We start from the raw sequence: 16,021 nt of genomic DNA, 5'->3' as shown, positions 1-16,021 counted from the left end.
CCAGAAAAATGGCACAAAAAACCGGCATGGTGAACCATGCCGGCTTGGCGTTTTACTAGTATTATACCTATTGGTATTACCTAGATATTACTGCATATCGACCTTAAGCGTCACACCCGAATGGCTACCGCCAACCATGATGTAGTGCCAGCCATTTGCCAGCCCATTGACCGTGATCGTTTCAGTATTACCTGACGTGTTTGATATCTGGGTGTAGGTTGAGCTGCTCGGCCAACCTGAATTACTGTAATAGAGCGCCACATCACCGCTGCCATGTTGAGTACGAATAACGGTGCTGCTCAGCCCATCGGCGTAGAAGTAGAAATACATATCACTGCCCGATGTCACACAGATTGGGTTAGCCGACTGTACTTCGATGTAATCCACCGCCGCTTGAGTACCACAGGCATTAATCAAGCCATTAGCCGGTACACTCGAGACAGTGACATCGGCAACACTACTGCCTGTAGCACCAAGGTTGTCGATCACAGTTAGAGTCACGGTATAGCTGCCAGCACTTGCATAGGCATGGCTAGGATTAGCCTGAGTGCTGGTACTACCATCACCGAACACCCAATTGTAGCTGGTGATACTACCGTCGGTGTCACTAGATCCTTGACTGGAGAAACTAATGTTAGCGTTCACATCACCGGCATAAGGTCCATTTGCTGCGGCCGTTGGGGCAATATTCTGCGTGGCGCTGACAGTAGCCGTAGTGGTACTGGTATCGCTTAAGCCACCATTATCGGTAACCGTCAATGTGACCGTATAGTTGCCAGCAACTGAATATGCATGGCTAGGATTAGCCTGACTACTAACACTGCCGTCACCAAAATTCCACTCATAGCTAGCAATGCTGCCATCGGAATCATTAGAGCCTTGACTAGAGAAGCTAATACCTTGAGCCACATTGCCCGCATAGCCACCATTAGCATTGGCTGTCGGCTTAACATTCGCCGCTCCACCATCAAAACTTGCCGTTATGGTCACATCTGCGAAGGTACTGTAAGCTTTCAGGTTCACATACCAGATCCCTTCTGCTGGCGCAGCTTCAGTACAGGTCTCACTGTTGCCCCCCACATAAGGTCTACATACATAACTACTATCTGTAGGCTCAGCGCCCAATTGTGTATAGAGATCCGCATCACCTGTGCCACCAGTTACCTTAACCACAAGATTACTCGCGTTGGCAGGGACATTGACGAAAAACTTAGCAAAGTCACCAGTATTTGCCGAGATCCCTGACTGGGGAACACCATTCTTCAGCTCCACCAGATCTGAATTGGTGATGACAGCTGTCGTAGTAACACTGCCGATACCATCGAGGTCATCGGTAACCGTCAGGGTCACATTAAATGTCGCAGCAGATCCGTAAGTATGAACAGGATTGGCTTGATTACTGGTATTGCCATCACCAAAATCCCAGCTGTAGTTGACAATCGAACCATCTGAATCTACTGAGCCATTACTTGAGAAATTGATGGCTGCGCCCAGAGTTGCCGAGTATGGTCCGTTAGCCTGAGCTGTCGGCAATACATTGGTCGTTATCGGGTGATCATAAACTGCTTTAAGTGTCACTTCACTGTAGTCGAGAAATGCATCGATCATGATGTTGTAAGTACCGCCGAGATCGACTCCGGTAAATTCACAGACTTCTCTCAAACCTGGCGCCGCAAATGGCTTACAATCGGCAACAGAAGTCGTCGGGATAATATCACGACTGACATACAGATCCGGATCGGGTCCACCTTGAAGCGTACTGCCATAACCTGCCGGGATCTCAACCATGACACGAGTTGCATCATTGGGCACCGTGAAACTATAGTGCTTAGGCGCTGAGCCTTTAAGCGCCGCAAGCTTAGTTTCCTCGATTGCAGTCACGCGTTCACAGCCATTACACAGGGTAGGATCGTCCATAGCAACGATGATCAATCTGGCATTAGTGTAGGCCGAGAAAGCGTCTATGGTGATATGGTACGTCCCTGTGGTCTTAGGCCCCACAAGACCGATAAATTCCGGGGTTCCCGCCGAGCTAAAAGAGTGAAGATCATAAGTCCAGTTGGTACCGTCATAGCTAGGAGCCTGACCGTATCTTAAATACAAATCGGGATCTTCAGAGAAGCCGTCCAGATAAACAGCCATCACCTCGGTACCCACAGGCAGATCGATAGTATAAGTATTAATCTCTCCTTTTAAGGCCGATAGCCCGGGTAACTCCATCAATACCGTTCCTTCTGGCGGTGCATCGACACCTGAACCATCCCAGTTATGTGGAAAGCTTGATGTATAAGCACTCAGACCCACAGAAATTAAGTTGTCATCGGTCCACAGCGTCTTACGAGCCGGATGATTCAAGGCACCATACATACGCTGAGCCTGTTGCTGGGTAAACATGGCGTAATTATCAGTGTAATGCATGAAGTTTTCAGTATTGGTCGCCTGACCAAGACAGTTTTGTGCATTATTGGCCATAGACTGGCTACTCATCTGAGGCGTATCACAGACTCGGTCTCCCGTATGAGAACAGAAAATTTCGTTATCTGTATTACATTGAGCACCGTCAAATACATGGGGTAAGTTAAGCCAATGACCGAACTCATGGGTCAAAATAGAGCGAAAATTTTCATCAGTGTTGGTGCCTAGATAAGCACCGTTATAGACCACTCGGGCCAAGCCAGCATCTGACATAGATGTCGTTGGATACCAGGCTACACCAGAGTTATTGGTCGCGCCATCACCATCTAAATCATTCATGATATAGATGTTCATGTAGCGATAGTTATCCCAAGCATCCCCAGAAATTTCGGCATTTTTTGCGTCTCTGGCAGCATCGTTAGGCGCATCATAATTACCATAACCCGTCGCTTCGCCATGCCTGACAATGCCGTTAGTTGGGTTTCCCCAGGGATCGACTTGCGCAAGCACAAACTCGACATTCATGTTCTCTCTTATCGCTTGAAATTGGCTGGCGATAGGCCCATCTAAGATATTGAGTCCCTGGAAATCTTCGTTTGATCTTTTTAGCGCATTGGCAATAAGGCTGTCTGGTACACAGGAGCCCCCTGAATCACAGTTATGTATTGCGCCGTATACGTGAAATACCACAGGGACGATATACTCCCCCTGATCGGCATTACCGATAGATTGTACACCCACAGAAAAGCTAGCAGGACTAGATAAAGATTTCGACTGAGCTTGTTGCTGTGATTGTGATAAAGCCGAAGCGAAAAATAATCCTTCATTTGGACTCGGTACCCATGTTTGTCCATTACTGTCAGTACCACAGACCTGACCTCCGGATTTTAGGTGACTCGACATGGTATTTTTTTGTTGATTGCTATTGGCTTGGTTTATCTTATTGACCGACTGCCCGGCCCAAGCATGCCCTACAGGCAAACTAACGCACAGGGTCAGTGCTGTTAAGATAGCACCACCTTTAATGGTTTTTATCATTGTTATATTCTCGTTTTTATCAGGCTAAATTAACGTGGCGGGCCACTACAGAAGCCTCTGGTGCCACGATTTTTGTTCTGCGACTTATAGAGCTATCTGCTCATGACGCTTTTATTGTCTTGCCGGTGATATTTGCTTGTCGATATATAACCAATTTGAGTCAACACCATAATGATTGAACACAAATCATTCGATTAATCACCAAAAACTAAACTAACACATAAAATATATGATATACAATATTACAACATGTTATTAACGAGATTTATAGGTATTGGCAAGTAACGAGCGATAATGATCGAGAGCAATGAGGAGAAATGAGATAGGAACGCGCAGGGGTCGAAGCTAAGGTTATTTATACAAAACTAGGAAGCTAGGAAAAGTACACTGCAAAACTTGGCCAGTTCAATGTGTATCACAATCGGTTCCAGTAGGCGAAACCACCTTTCAAGCCACGGCTATTTCGCAGGCACTTGGCTATAGTGATCTATGATGTCTTGATAACTGCCACTTTCTTTAAGCTGGGCTATTCCGTTATCGAATGCATCTCTTATCTTGCTATCTCTAAAACCTGCCCGATAAGAAACACCTTCAGGAAGCAGATGATGCATAGATATAGCTGCGGAAGTATCGATACCCCGCATGGCTAAGGTTTTTCGATACCAGTTAAAAATATTGGTATCGAGAATGATGGTATCGGCCATACCTTTCCAAAAGTGCAGGCATTGCTCTTCCTGAGAAACCAGCCCATGCCAGCGGCTTGTATTCTCTCGATAAATTCGTGTAAAGTCATCCCCAAAATCTTCTTCGAATCCATGCCAACCCAGAAAATTTTTACCATTCAAGTCGGCCCAAGAATCGATTGTCAAACCAAGGCTTGTTTTAGTGAAGATCACATCATAAAACGTGATGTAGTCACCGGATAAGGCTATCTTGTCATTTTTTGCCGTGTATCTGGAGCTGATGTCGATTCTGCCTTTATCCAGCTCTCTCTGTAACCTCAGGTGAGAAAATTTCTGTACTTGAACCTGATACCCTTGCAGTTGCAGGGCTTCCTTAATTATATCAACCTCTATGCCGCCATCCTCCACCACATAAGGGGGGCGATCTAATGGCACCCCAAGGATAAGCTCTGGTTCTGGCAACTTATCGGCCGCATAAATGGGCAACGAGATCGCCAAAAATATTGGCACAGATAGGGCTACTAAGCACATCAACAAACTGCAGGTAATAGTGCAGAAAAATTTGTATAGGGAAGACTTCATCTCACTCACCTCTTATCTATTTATAGCAGTGATACCAACCGATATAAACTGCTTGCGAGACAAAATTTTATGAGCAAGGATTTAAATAGGAAAAATAAAAAAGCCAATCAGATAGCTGACTGGCTTAACACGCTTAGTGAGTGAAAATGAGTTAACTTACTTTTGCATTAACTCTTTCTCCAACGCCCGCGCTACGGCCTCGGGTGAACTGGAGTTACGGGCAAACAAGGAGTAAGCCACAGGGATCACCAACAAGGTAAACAGCGTAGCCACCAGAATCCCTGATAGCACCACCACGCCTATAACGAATCGAGTCTCGGCGCCCGCTCCCTGTGCCATTACCAGAGGTATTGCACCAGCGGCAGTAGTGATCCCCGTCATCAGGATTGGTCTGAGTCGTTGAGAGGCGGCTTGTATAATGGCCTGTTCAAACTCAAGCCCCCTGTCCCTTAACTGGTTAGCAAACTCGACAATCAAGATGCCATTCTTAGCCGCTAACCCCACCAACATTATGATGCCTATCTGGCTGTAGATGTTGAGGCTTTGATCCGTTAAGTAGAGTCCGATCAAAGCGCCAAGAGTCGCTAAAGGCACAGTTAACATGATCACCATAGGATGAATGAAGCTCTCGAATTGAGCCGCCAATACCAGAAATACGATGCCTAAGGCCAAAGCAAACACAAAATACATCGAGCTACCGGAATTTTGATAATCCAGTGACTGCCCTTTGTAACTGATAACGGCCTCGGCGGGGAGATACGTATCGGAAAGTTCATTGAGGTAATCCAGCGCCTCGCCTAAGCTGTATCCCTCAGCAAGGTTTGCCTCTAAGGTGATAGCTCGCATACGATTATAGCGATTAAGCCTGCTGGCATCGGCAAATTCTTCGACACTCACCAGATTCGATAAGGGGATCAAGACCTGACTCCTGTCCGAGCGAACATAGATGTTCTCCAGATCTCTGGCGGTATTTTGATTTTCTCGATTTCCCTCTATGATGACATCATATTCCTTGCCCTCTCGCATGAAAGTAGTCACTAGACGTGAGCCCAACATAGACTCTAATGTTCTGCCTATATGGGAGATAGAAACACCGAGATCCGCCGCCCTGTCTTTATCGATGATCACCCTCAGTTGCGGCTTAGTCTCTTGATAGTCATGATCCAATCCAACAAGGTTCGGATTTTCTTTAGCTTTCTCAAGAATAATGTCTCGCCATCTGGCTAACTCCTCGTAGCTGGGTCCACCCAGTACAAATTGCACCGGTTTTCCGACGCCACGACCGAAAGCTTGCCTCATCACAGGAAAGGCCCTGATCCCGGCGAGATCGGACAGTCGTCCTCGTATGTCTGTGGTGATTTCAGCTGCGCTTCTACGCACCGCCCAATCTTCCAAGACTATGATGGCCATGCCGTTAGAAAAATCAGCGCTGCTGCCGAAACTTCTCGGCGCCCTGATCAAGAGTCGCTTAATATCTCCACTGTCCACTAGAGGCATGAGACGTGCTTCGATCTCATCCATATAGGACTCGATATACTCGAAACTCGCGCCTTGAGGACCATTGACGATTAGAAACATCGAGCCCCTGTCCTCTCTTGGCGCAAACTCCTGAGGCACTAACTTAAACAAAGCAACACTGGAACCCAGTGCAACCACTATTAGCGAGGTCACGATCACCGGGTGGGACATGGCCTTGGTCAGCAGTAAGCGGTACTTATCTGCGACATAGCTCATACCGGCATCGACTTTGCGCACTAGCCAAGAATCGTCACCTGCGGGTTTAAGCAGTTTTGAACACATCATAGGGCTCAAGGTCAGCGCGACCAGACTCGAGAAGATCACGGCGGCGCTCATAGCAACGGCAAACTCCTTAAATAATTTACCTATGTCACCTTCGAGAAACGTGATCGGCATAAAGACTGCCACCAGCACCAGGGTTGTAGCGACAACAGCAAATGCCACTTCACGAGAGCCAAGGTAGGCCGCTTTTAATGGCGAATCCCCCTCCTCTATGCGTCGGTGAATATTCTCCAGCACCACGATGGCATCATCCACTACCATGCCAATAGCTAAGATCATGGCCAGTAAAGTCAATAAATTAATGGTGTAACCTAAGGCGTATAGCACGATAAACGTCGCCATCAAGGATACTGGTACGGTTAACGCCGGGATCAACATGGCACGTACACTGCCCAAAAACAGATAAATAACAATGATAACCAAGGACATGGCGATGAACAGGGTCTGATACACCTCCTTCACCGAAGCCTCAATAAATACAGAGCTATCATAGGAGCGTTTTATCTCCATTCCCGCAGGTAATGTCGGATTGAGCTCATCTACTAAGGCATTAGTTGCCCTCGACACATCTAAGGTGTTGGCCGTGGATTGCTTTGAGACCCCAAGGCCAATCATGGCCTCGCGGTTTCCCCTGAACATGATGCGATCTTCTTCTGAGCCTATTTCGACCCGAGCGACATCCCCAAGCTTAATTAAGTAACCATCGTCGCCCTCGCTCAGCACCAGATTGGAAAAATCCTCAACGGTGCGAAAACTGCGCTCCACGCGCACGGTAAAGTGCCGCTCTTTAGACTCGACTGAGCCTGCCGGTAACTCGACATTTTCAGATCTCAGCACCTTTTCTATATCGGCCACGGTTAAATTTCGCGCCGCTAGGGCTTGCCTATCTATCCAAATGCGCATGGCATATACCTTGCCACCACCAATACGAATATTCGCCACGCCATCGATAACGGATAGGCGGTCGGTTAGATAACGGCGGGCATAATCGGTGAGCTGCAACGTGGTCATCTGATCTGAGACCAGATTTAACCACATGATCACTTCATCACCACCATTGGCTTTCTGTACCTCAGGTGGCTCGGCCTCTTCGGGTAAGTTATTTAACAAGCCCGATACCCTGTCACGTATATCGTTTGCGGCGGCTTCGATGTCACGGTCGACATCAAATTCTAAGGTCACGGTAGAACGTCCATCACGGCTCGAAGAGCTGATATGACGTATACCTTCGACACCACTTATCCTGTCTTCCACTAGCTGGGTGATACGGCTTTCCACCACAGAGGCGCTGGCTCCGCGATAATTGGTCTGTATCGAGACAACCGGGGGATCGATATTGGGGTATTCTCTCAACGGTAATTTGTCGAACGCCACTAACCCAAAGGCGATAAGCAAAATGCTGATCACCGAAGCGAAGACGGGACGCTTGACAGAAAGGTCTGTTAACATCATGCGGTTGGCCCAACCTTAGCTTCTTTAAGGAAACTAAAACGCTCACTAAACTGAACCTTTACCTTGTCCCCAGGCCTGACCTTCAATATGCCACGGATGACGACCAGCTCATTTAACTCGACCCCTTCTAGTACTTCGACCCAACCGCGCTTGCGTAAACCTAAGGTAACCTGATGCTGAACAATGACATTCTCATCGTTAACCAAATAGACATAATGTCGATCCTGAATCGGGATGATCGCCGACTCAGGTAATATAAGCGCTTCACGGCTCTGTTGGATCAAGGTGACTTTCATTAACATGCCCGGCATCAATCGATTATCCGGATTGGGGATCTCTGCTCTGACGATAACGGCACGAGTGGTTGGATTGATCCGGCTATCGATGGAGATCACCTTACCTTTGAGCAATTCATCCGGGAATGCTACCGCAGTGGCTTCGACGGTTTTTCCTATGGCAAGAGATCCTAAGAAGCGCTCCGGCACAGAGAAATCCAATTTGATCACAGAAATATCATCTAAAGTGGTGATCACTGTGCCTGGGGTCAATAGGCTGCCTACGCTGACTTGACGCAGGCCTAATCGACCATTAAAGGGGGCTAATATCTTCCTGTCTGCTAGGGCTGCTTGAGATTGCTCCAATTCTGCCTTGGCGGTATCGATCAAGGTCTGTAGCCTGTCTCGTTCTAGCTCGGCTATGGTTTGGCTGGTGACCAAGGAGCGGATCCTGTCCAATTCACGTCTATGATCATTGACGCGCACTTTAGCCACTTTCACCCGAGCTCTCTGTTCTCTATCCTGAAGTTGAACCAGTAAACGACCTTTTTTAACGATGTCACCGTCTTCGAAGTTGATCTTGGTCGCCACTTCGGTGACTTTCGGAGTAACAGTTATCGATTCATTGGCCTTACTGGTCCCCAATGCTTCCACTTCATCACGTATAGGCTCAATCGTTGCCTTAGCCACCACCACGTTGGGTATGGGTCTATGTTTCTTGCCCGCAGTAAGCCCCTCAGGCGCGACTTGTTGATAGATAAACCAAGCAAGAGCCAAGATCGTTAACATTATTATTGTTTTTTTCATCAAATCCCCAAAATACCACTTATTTTTATGCCGTTAGTTTACTCATAGCTCATAGTGCTTCAAGGGGTTTTACCTTTACTTACAATTAACACGACAAGTTAACAATGGAGGGTAATCTAAGCTCTGTCTATTTTTTGTAGAAGTTGATGCTTTCGGGAGGATGAGAATAGTGAAGTATGATGGATAGATGCGATATAGAAGTAGTATGTCTGGCCATACCCACTAATATTTCAAAAATTAGACAATAAAAAAGGAGGCTAGACGCCTCCTTTTTTGCAATGGTTCAACCAATGAATTTAACGGATCTTACGATCTTCTTGCATCAGTTCCGAGAAACCATCATAAACGGCCTCAACAGTCTCATTATCCAACGGCTTGTCCGATGAATCATGTAGATAGATGCGAGTCTTATTTGCATTGGTGTCATCTTTCAGTATCATGCGATAGGAGCCTTCTTTAACGGGCAGCTCCTTCTCATTCCAAAGCGAACTCCAGAAACCTGAGTCATCGGTAACATTGATGTAGTACAGACCTTTATTGCTGTCCATATCGACAACTTCGAAACCCATTTCAGGCAGGACTATGCGCAAGCGATCCCAGGTTCGTTTAAACGGTGCGTCGGCTAACCAATATGAAGCAACAAGGTCTTCAACATCCGAGCTTTCATCCGAACGAGTACCTTTTACTATGCTCATGTCTATGCCTAAGCTTTCACGCAGACGTTTGGCTTTGATCGCTTGGTTACGTTTAATACTCATATACGCAACGGCATTGTTCAGCATATCAATAGTGTATCTACGCTTATCCTCGCCGGTCAAAATGATGTCTTGTTGCTCACCGTCGAAGCTCTCTTCATGATCGAGAAGGTTGATCATCAAGTTACCACTACGGCCATGGGGACGTACGTCTATATTAAATTCATAACGTTGACGCAGGGTGTAAATCTCATCACTCCCCCAAAAGCTAGAATCAATCACTTCTTGATTCTCAATCCAATCTGTTTCAATCAGACCTTTCTCAAAATCTTCCTTAAGAATGGAGATTGATTTACTCGCTAAATAATCTTTGATTACGTTGAACAGTTCATTCTTAAGTTCAATATCACTGTCAATTGACTCTACGACAATTTTAATATTGTCACTGCCTTCCTCAACATGAGTTCCCTCTGCCATAGGTAAAACCTGAAGAGGAGGACGAATATCCAACTGTTTACCCACCAGAGTCGCATTAGTTTTGCTACCTGGTTTAGGAATATCGTACTCTTTACTGTATACCGGCGTGTTAAGGCCTTCGGGTATAGTTAACGCAGGTTCAACGAGTACATTGGTATACTCATCACCACCATTGGCCTGCCTTCTATCGACAGGTGAGCTACACGCGGTAACAGCGGCAATAAGTACTAAAGGAGTCACTTGCTTCAACATCTATTATTTAACCTCAATTCGGGCATTCTTCATTGCATCTAACAACAGACCATGAAACTCGGTAGAAAGTTCCGTCAAAGGTAATCTAATATCACCTTGACTGATCAAGCCCATCTGATGGGCAGCCCATTTTACGGGTATAGGATTAGCTTCACAAAACAGTGCTGTGAACAGACCTTTAATTTGATCTTCAGCAGCCATAGCGGTGTGGTTGTCACCGGCTAACGCGGCGTCACACATCAATTTAAACAGCTTTGGCACAATATTGTTGGTGACAGAGATAACGCCGTCACCGCCTAAGGTCAAAAACTCTCTCGCAGTCGCGTCATCACCACTATAAAGCAGAAAATCGTTACCGCAGAGTTCACGTAATTGTTTCACCCGAGCGACATCACCAGTGGCGTCTTTAACACCTATGATATTGGGAACCTCAACCAGCTGCGCAATGGTCTCAGGCAACATATCGACCGACGTACGGCCTGGAACATTATAGAGAATTTGCGGAATATCCGTGCTGGCGGCGACGGCAGTATAATGAGCGATCAAGCCCTTAGGGCTCGGCTTATTATAATAAGGCGTAACACCTAACATCGCCACGACACCAAGCTTGTTCTGTGCCTTGGTCAGCTCTATGGCTTCAGCCGTTGCATTGGCGCCATTTCCACCTATAACTGGAATACGTCCCGATGCAAAATTGACAGTTTGCCTTACCACTTCGATATGTTCAGACATAGGAAGTGTGGCTGATTCACCAGTGGTGCCTACGGCAACAATGGCATCAGTGCCTTCTGCAATATGATACTCAACTAACTTTTCAAGACTTATATTATCTACTGTGCCATCACTATTTAGTGGTGTGATTAAGGCTACGATGCTTCCGTTTATCATGTGACTTCCCCAAGATTCAGGACTGGCTATGGTACTGATGCTGACCATTAAAAACAAGCATTTCAACGATTGAATCGTGTTAAGAGTTTTTCATCATGCAGTGTATGCAATAAGCGCTTTGATCGATACGACGGGGATCTCATCTCTGCGATCTTGTGGTAGCATAAGTCGCCATAGAGAAATACGCTTGAAATCGGTGTATTTATGTACAAAATTGGCTATAAATTAAGGGGAATTCATGTCCAATCATCTTGTCGTTACTGCTATGGGCTCAGACCGCCCAGGTATTGTCAGTAAATTTGCAAGACTTGCAAGTGAATGTGACTGTGACATCGTCGACAGTCGAATGGCCTTATTTGGCAATGAATTCACCTTGATCATGATGCTGTCAGGTTCCTGGGCCTCTATCACTAAGATGGAAACCCAACTTCCCGCCTTAAGCGTTGAGCTTGAGCTGATGACAGTGATGAAGCGCACCTCAAAACACACCGCGCAAAACTATATCTCTCGTCTGCAAGTCACCTTTAGCGGACAAGACCAGCGCGGCACCATGAAAAAAATCACCCAGTTTCTGGCCGATCGCTCCTTAGATCTCGCCGCAGTGAGATCCCATGCAGAGGAAGACGAACAAGGGAATCCAAGCCAACATGTTTTCCTGACAATCAATGTTCCGGAAAAAGTCGAACTGGATAAGTTAGAAATCAGCATCAATGAGCTGGCTTCAGAGATGTCATTAAACTGTACCATCGAACGTATGCAGGGCATCACCAGTAGCTAAATAGGAGTTTTAAATGAATACGTTAACTGCAGGCGATAACGCCCCACTCTTCGAGCTAAAAAATCAAAACGATAAGCTCATCTCGTTGAAAGAGTGTTTGAAAACCGGCCCTGTTCTGGTCTATTTCTACCCCAAAGCCTCTACACCGGGCTGTACCGTTCAAGCCTGTGGTCTTAGAGACAGCATGACAGAACTCAATGACTTGAAAGTCACCGTGTTAGGCATTAGTCCCGATCCTGTCCCTAAGCTGGCACGCTTTGCCCAAAAGCAGGAGCTGAACTTCTCTCTTCTCAGTGATGAAGATCATGCCATCGCCGATGCATTCGGTGTTTGGGGTGAGAAAAAATTTATGGGTAAGATCTATGACGGTATCCATAGATTAAGCTTCTTAGTCGGACAAGATGGCAAAGTCAGCCACCTGTTTAACAAGTTTAAGACTAAAGAGCATCATGAAGTGGTGCTTAAACATCTTAAATAAGACTGAACAGTAACCTAACTAAACAGAAAGCCCGCTCATCGCGGGCTTTTTTATGCCTAAAATAGCAGGCATGAAAGAGAAATGACTAAGCGAAATATGGCCATATCAAAACTAAGGCAATCGTCCACATAGTCAAACAAATAAACCTGTCCAGATAACACCAAGCCTTGGGTTTCTGAAATAGTGGGCTCAAATATCTGGCACCAAAACTTAAACTAAAAAACCACAGAAATGAAGCCAGTACGGCTCCAGCACCAAACAGCGGTCGATCGGCTCCTTCAAATTGAGCACTGATGCTGCCCAATAACACCACAGTGTCTAAATACAGATGGGGATTGAGCAAGCTTATCCCTAATGTGGTTAGTACTGCAGCCTTTAACGTATCCGTGCCATTAGTGGAACCCTGAGTCATACTCTGTACCATAAATGATGACTTAAGTGCCCTAGCGCCGTAGACCAATAAAAAAATAGCCCCACCTATACTGGCGATGTCCTTTATCAAGGGGAATGCTAGGATCAGATGGCCTAAACCCGCAACACCCGCGGTGATCATCAAGGCATCTATGATTGAACAGAGTGCTGCGATGGGCAGTGAGTGTGAGCGCTTTAAGCCTTGCTTCAATACAAACGCATTTTGCGCTCCTACTGCCATGATAAGGCTACCGCCTATTCCTACACCTTGAATGAATGCCTGCATTGGTTTTTCCTAGAAACATCTGATTGAACGCAAGCGTACACAAGGTACGGAAATAAATATAACTAATCTTTTTTATGGTGTATAAGTAAAACTTATACACCATGCATTTCATTATGAGGAGTTATCCTTTGCTCGATTATTCCCACCTGCGTGCCCTATCAATAGTGATCTCTGAAGGCGGCTTCGAACGCGCTGCTAAGGTACTCTGCATCACTCAATCTGCCGTATCACAACGAATTAAACTGCTAGAGGAGAGAGTCGGCCAAGCTTTAGTTATCCGCACCAGTCCAGTCGAAGCAACGGTTACCGGTAAACGACTATTACGTCACTATTCACAAGTCGAACTACTAGAAAGTGAACTCAGGAGTGAAATGGATGTAGATGATCCTAAATTACCCACCATAGTCAAAATAGCCGTCAATGCCGACAGTCTAGCCACCTGGTTCTTACCCGCGTTGAGTGAAGTGTTTAAGCGTCATCAATGGCTGCTTGAGCTGGTTGTCGATGATGAGTCTTACACCCATAATTTGCTAAAAAATGGCGAGGCTGTTGGGTGTGTCACTACAAGCAAACAAGCACTTGCCGGTTGCAGCAGTGAATACCTTGGAGATATGGAGTATCTTTGCGTCGCAACACCTGAGTTTATCGAGCAATATTTCCCCATCACCGTATCTCAAGCCTCTCTAGAGTTAGCACCTGCGGTTGTGTTCTCAACGAAAGATAAACTTCATGAGAAGTATCTAAGCCGATATTTTAAAATGAAAACAGGTAGCTGGCGTGAGCATAAGATCCCTTCTTCAGAAAGTTTTCTCGATGCCATTTTACAGGGTTTAGGTTATGGATTAGTTGGCCATCTCCAAGCCGAGCCCTTACTGGAGAAAGGCTTAGTGATTGAAATAACCCCGGGTAAACGTAAGCGTGTTCCCCTGTATTGGCAACATTGGAACATTAAAGCCAAGCAGACCACTATCGTCTATCGGTCTCTGGCAGTCACGGCGAAACAGTCTCTATGCCATGATTAATGTTTCATGATTTCCTTGCGGATTACCAATCAATAAGCATAAAAAAGGGCCGACGGCTCTTTTTTTATGCTGGTATTGCTAATTCATTCACGATTCTCTTTCTACCGTTTCAGCTTTAGGTTCCACTGTTGGCCAGGCATTAAGTACCGCCTTAACCAGAGAGGCTAAAGGTATGGCGAAGAACACGCCCCACACGCCCCAGAGTCCACCGAAAATTAACACTGCAGCGATAATAAACACTGGATGTAAATCCACTGCATCGGAGAAAAGAATGGGCACAAGCAAATTGCCATCTAGTGCCTGGATGATGCCGTAACCTAACATAAGGTAGCCAAATTCTGGGCTGATCCCCCATTGAAAGAAGGCCACCAGCGCGATAGGCAGAGTCACTAAGGTGGCACCTACGTAAGGGATGAGAACTGAAAAACCGGTTAACACACCTAACAAGGCGGCATACCTGAGATCCATCACGGCGAAGAAGACATAACTCACCACACCTATGATGACTATCTCTATTACCTTGCCCCGAATATAGTTAAATATCTGCTGATTCATCTCAATCCAAACCTTATGAGCTAGATCGCGATTGGTCGGAATAAATCGTTTGCTGCCACGCAGCAGTTCGTCTTTATCTTTTAAGAAGAAAAACACCAATAGCGGGACCAGAATCGCGTAAACCATCAAGACTAGCAATGACGCCGAATACCCAAGAATTTGCTTACCGATATCCAAAAGGTGTTGGGTATCGAGCATTTTTTTAAGCTCATGCACCATAGTATCGAGTTGATCCGGATTAACAAATTGCGGATACTGATTGACGTAACCTTGGGCGATAATTAAGCCCTTATCAAGCATGGTAGGTAAGTCAGTGACCAGGGCTAGCCCCTGTTTCCATATGCTGGGGACTAAGCCAAAAATCAGCAGCAACATCACACCAACGAACATGACTAACACCAATGAGGCCGCAGTGGTTCGATTAATGCCCAGTTTTGACATCTGTGCTACTGGCCATTCCAGTAAGAAAGCAAGCACTAGTGCCACCAACAAGGGCGCCAACAAGCCACCCGCAAAATAGATAGCTAAGGCGATCCCGATCAAAATAAGGACTAAGGTCACCGCTTGGGGATCGCTAAAACGCTCTTTATACCAAGTTGTCAATAAAGTTAACATTCACCATTCCTGAAAAATAAACCGTTGATCGTGTTGTTGCCACTGTGCAGGGGTAACCCTATTTAGCTATTTCTAATGTTAAAATCTGGTCATCGTTTCTCACTTCTGAGTAACGGTAACCGACTTTTTTTAAAAACCGGGGAACATCCTGTCTAGAACCAGTGTCTGATAACGAAACACAAAGTACATCGTCGCTGTTGAGATTTTTCAATGCGAGTTTGACTTTGACTAACACTAATGGACAACGAAGTGTGGTTAAATCGATAAAAACCATAATAATCTTGCCATGAACAAACTTTGGCTATTATCCTAAGTTGCAAGACAAACCACAAGCGATCCCTGCCGAATCTATTACCTTGTGGTCAATACGAAGTGTGATATTCATAATGAATATACACAAGTATGGAATATGCGCAAAACTGCAGGTAATATTAATCACAATATTAAACATCATTACATGAGTTATTCTAATAAAGTCAGCAGCTTGTTTAATAATGATTAACTTAGCATCA

12 protein-coding genes are annotated in these 16,021 nt (G+C 45.8%); 3 read left to right on the top strand and 9 right to left on the bottom strand.

The window, feature by feature from the left end:
* Positions 1–87: 87 nt before the first annotated feature.
* From sps_RS03145 to dapA, 6 genes are all read right to left on the bottom strand, one after another.
* Positions 88–3,453 carry a PKD domain-containing protein gene (locus sps_RS03145; RefSeq protein ID WP_077751185.1) on the bottom strand — a complete coding sequence of 1,122 codons (3,366 nt, stop codon included), beginning with the start codon at positions 3,451–3,453 and terminating at the stop codon, positions 88–90.
* A 458-nt stretch (positions 3,454–3,911) separates the two neighbouring features.
* Positions 3,912–4,718, bottom strand: coding sequence for a substrate-binding periplasmic protein (locus sps_RS03140; RefSeq protein ID WP_077751183.1), 807 nt, complete (start codon positions 4,716–4,718; stop codon positions 3,912–3,914).
* A 156-nt stretch (positions 4,719–4,874) separates the two neighbouring features.
* Positions 4,875–7,970, bottom strand: a complete 3,096-nt coding sequence (locus tag sps_RS03135; RefSeq protein ID WP_077751181.1) for an efflux RND transporter permease subunit — start codon at positions 7,968–7,970, stop codon at positions 4,875–4,877.
* Positions 7,967–9,052, bottom strand: coding sequence for an efflux RND transporter periplasmic adaptor subunit (locus tag sps_RS03130; RefSeq protein WP_077751179.1), 1,086 nt, complete (start codon positions 9,050–9,052; stop codon positions 7,967–7,969). Before sps_RS03130 ends, sps_RS03135 begins: the two co-directional genes overlap by 4 nt.
* Positions 9,053–9,348: 296 nt before the next feature.
* Positions 9,349–10,476: an outer membrane protein assembly factor BamC gene (gene bamC, locus sps_RS03125; protein ID WP_077751178.1), complete on the bottom strand. Its 1,128-nt coding sequence runs from the start codon at positions 10,474–10,476 to the stop codon at positions 9,349–9,351.
* Positions 10,477–10,479: 3 nt separating this feature from the next.
* The gene (gene dapA, locus sps_RS03120) at positions 10,480–11,364 is read right to left on the bottom strand and encodes a 4-hydroxy-tetrahydrodipicolinate synthase (RefSeq protein WP_077755527.1); all 885 of its coding nucleotides are present in this window, start codon (positions 11,362–11,364) and stop codon (positions 10,480–10,482) included.
* A gap of 238 nt (positions 11,365–11,602) precedes the next feature.
* Between dapA and sps_RS03115 the strand changes: the two genes are divergently transcribed.
* On the top strand, positions 11,603–12,142 hold the full coding sequence (locus tag sps_RS03115) for a glycine cleavage system transcriptional repressor (RefSeq protein ID WP_077751176.1): 540 nt from the start codon (positions 11,603–11,605) through the stop codon (positions 12,140–12,142).
* A 13-nt stretch (positions 12,143–12,155) separates the two neighbouring features.
* Positions 12,156–12,620, top strand: coding sequence for a thioredoxin-dependent thiol peroxidase (gene bcp / locus sps_RS03110; protein ID WP_077751174.1), 465 nt, complete (start codon positions 12,156–12,158; stop codon positions 12,618–12,620).
* An 85-nt stretch (positions 12,621–12,705) separates the two neighbouring features.
* Here the strand turns inward: bcp and sps_RS03105 are convergent, their stop codons facing one another.
* Positions 12,706–13,317: a LysE/ArgO family amino acid transporter gene (locus tag sps_RS03105; protein WP_077751172.1), complete on the bottom strand. Its 612-nt coding sequence runs from the start codon at positions 13,315–13,317 to the stop codon at positions 12,706–12,708.
* 128 nt (positions 13,318–13,445) lie between these two features.
* Here sps_RS03105 and sps_RS03100 point away from each other — a divergent pair, with 128 nt between their 5' ends.
* A complete protein-coding gene (locus sps_RS03100) occupies positions 13,446–14,339 on the top strand; it encodes a LysR family transcriptional regulator ArgP (protein ID WP_077751170.1) in 894 nt (297 codons plus the stop codon).
* Between the two features lie 87 nt (positions 14,340–14,426).
* Here the strand turns inward: sps_RS03100 and sps_RS03095 are convergent, their stop codons facing one another.
* Both sps_RS03095 and sps_RS03090 read right to left on the bottom strand, forming a co-directional pair.
* The gene (locus sps_RS03095; RefSeq protein WP_077751168.1) at positions 14,427–15,509 is read right to left on the bottom strand and encodes an AI-2E family transporter; all 1,083 of its coding nucleotides are present in this window, start codon (positions 15,507–15,509) and stop codon (positions 14,427–14,429) included.
* Between the two features lie 58 nt (positions 15,510–15,567).
* The gene (locus sps_RS03090; RefSeq protein ID WP_077751167.1) at positions 15,568–15,783 is read right to left on the bottom strand and encodes a sulfurtransferase TusA family protein; all 216 of its coding nucleotides are present in this window, start codon (positions 15,781–15,783) and stop codon (positions 15,568–15,570) included.
* Positions 15,784–16,021: the final 238 nt, after the last annotated feature.

The sequence above is a fragment of the Shewanella psychrophila genome (genome assembly GCF_002005305.1).
In the GTDB taxonomy this organism is placed as follows: domain Bacteria; phylum Pseudomonadota; class Gammaproteobacteria; order Enterobacterales; family Shewanellaceae; genus Shewanella; species Shewanella psychrophila.
This window is presented reverse-complemented; position numbering and strand designations above follow the sequence as displayed.

What these genes read in the sequence shown, in the direction of transcription:
- bamC (WP_077751178.1), bottom strand. Translation starts at nt 10,476, where the DNA reads ATGTTGAAGCAAGTGACTCCTTTAGTACTTATTGCCGCTGTTACCGCG.
- sps_RS03095 (WP_077751168.1), bottom strand. Translation starts at nt 15,509, where the DNA reads ATGTTAACTTTATTGACAACTTGGTATAAAGAGCGTTTTAGCGATCCC.
- sps_RS03135 (WP_077751181.1), bottom strand. Translation starts at nt 7,970, where the DNA reads ATGATGTTAACAGACCTTTCTGTCAAGCGTCCCGTCTTCGCTTCGGTG.
- sps_RS03105 (WP_077751172.1), bottom strand. Translation starts at nt 13,317, where the DNA reads ATGCAGGCATTCATTCAAGGTGTAGGAATAGGCGGTAGCCTTATCATG.
- sps_RS03140 (WP_077751183.1), bottom strand. Translation starts at nt 4,718, where the DNA reads ATGAAGTCTTCCCTATACAAATTTTTCTGCACTATTACCTGCAGTTTG.
- dapA (WP_077755527.1), bottom strand. Translation starts at nt 11,364, where the DNA reads ATGATAAACGGAAGCATCGTAGCCTTAATCACACCACTAAATAGTGAT.
- bcp (WP_077751174.1), top strand. Translation starts at nt 12,156, where the DNA reads ATGAATACGTTAACTGCAGGCGATAACGCCCCACTCTTCGAGCTAAAA.
- sps_RS03090 (WP_077751167.1), bottom strand. Translation starts at nt 15,783, where the DNA reads ATGGTTTTTATCGATTTAACCACACTTCGTTGTCCATTAGTGTTAGTC.
- sps_RS03130 (WP_077751179.1), bottom strand. Translation starts at nt 9,052, where the DNA reads ATGAAAAAAACAATAATAATGTTAACGATCTTGGCTCTTGCTTGGTTT.
- sps_RS03145 (WP_077751185.1), bottom strand. Translation starts at nt 3,453, where the DNA reads ATGATAAAAACCATTAAAGGTGGTGCTATCTTAACAGCACTGACCCTG.
- sps_RS03115 (WP_077751176.1), top strand. Translation starts at nt 11,603, where the DNA reads ATGTCCAATCATCTTGTCGTTACTGCTATGGGCTCAGACCGCCCAGGT.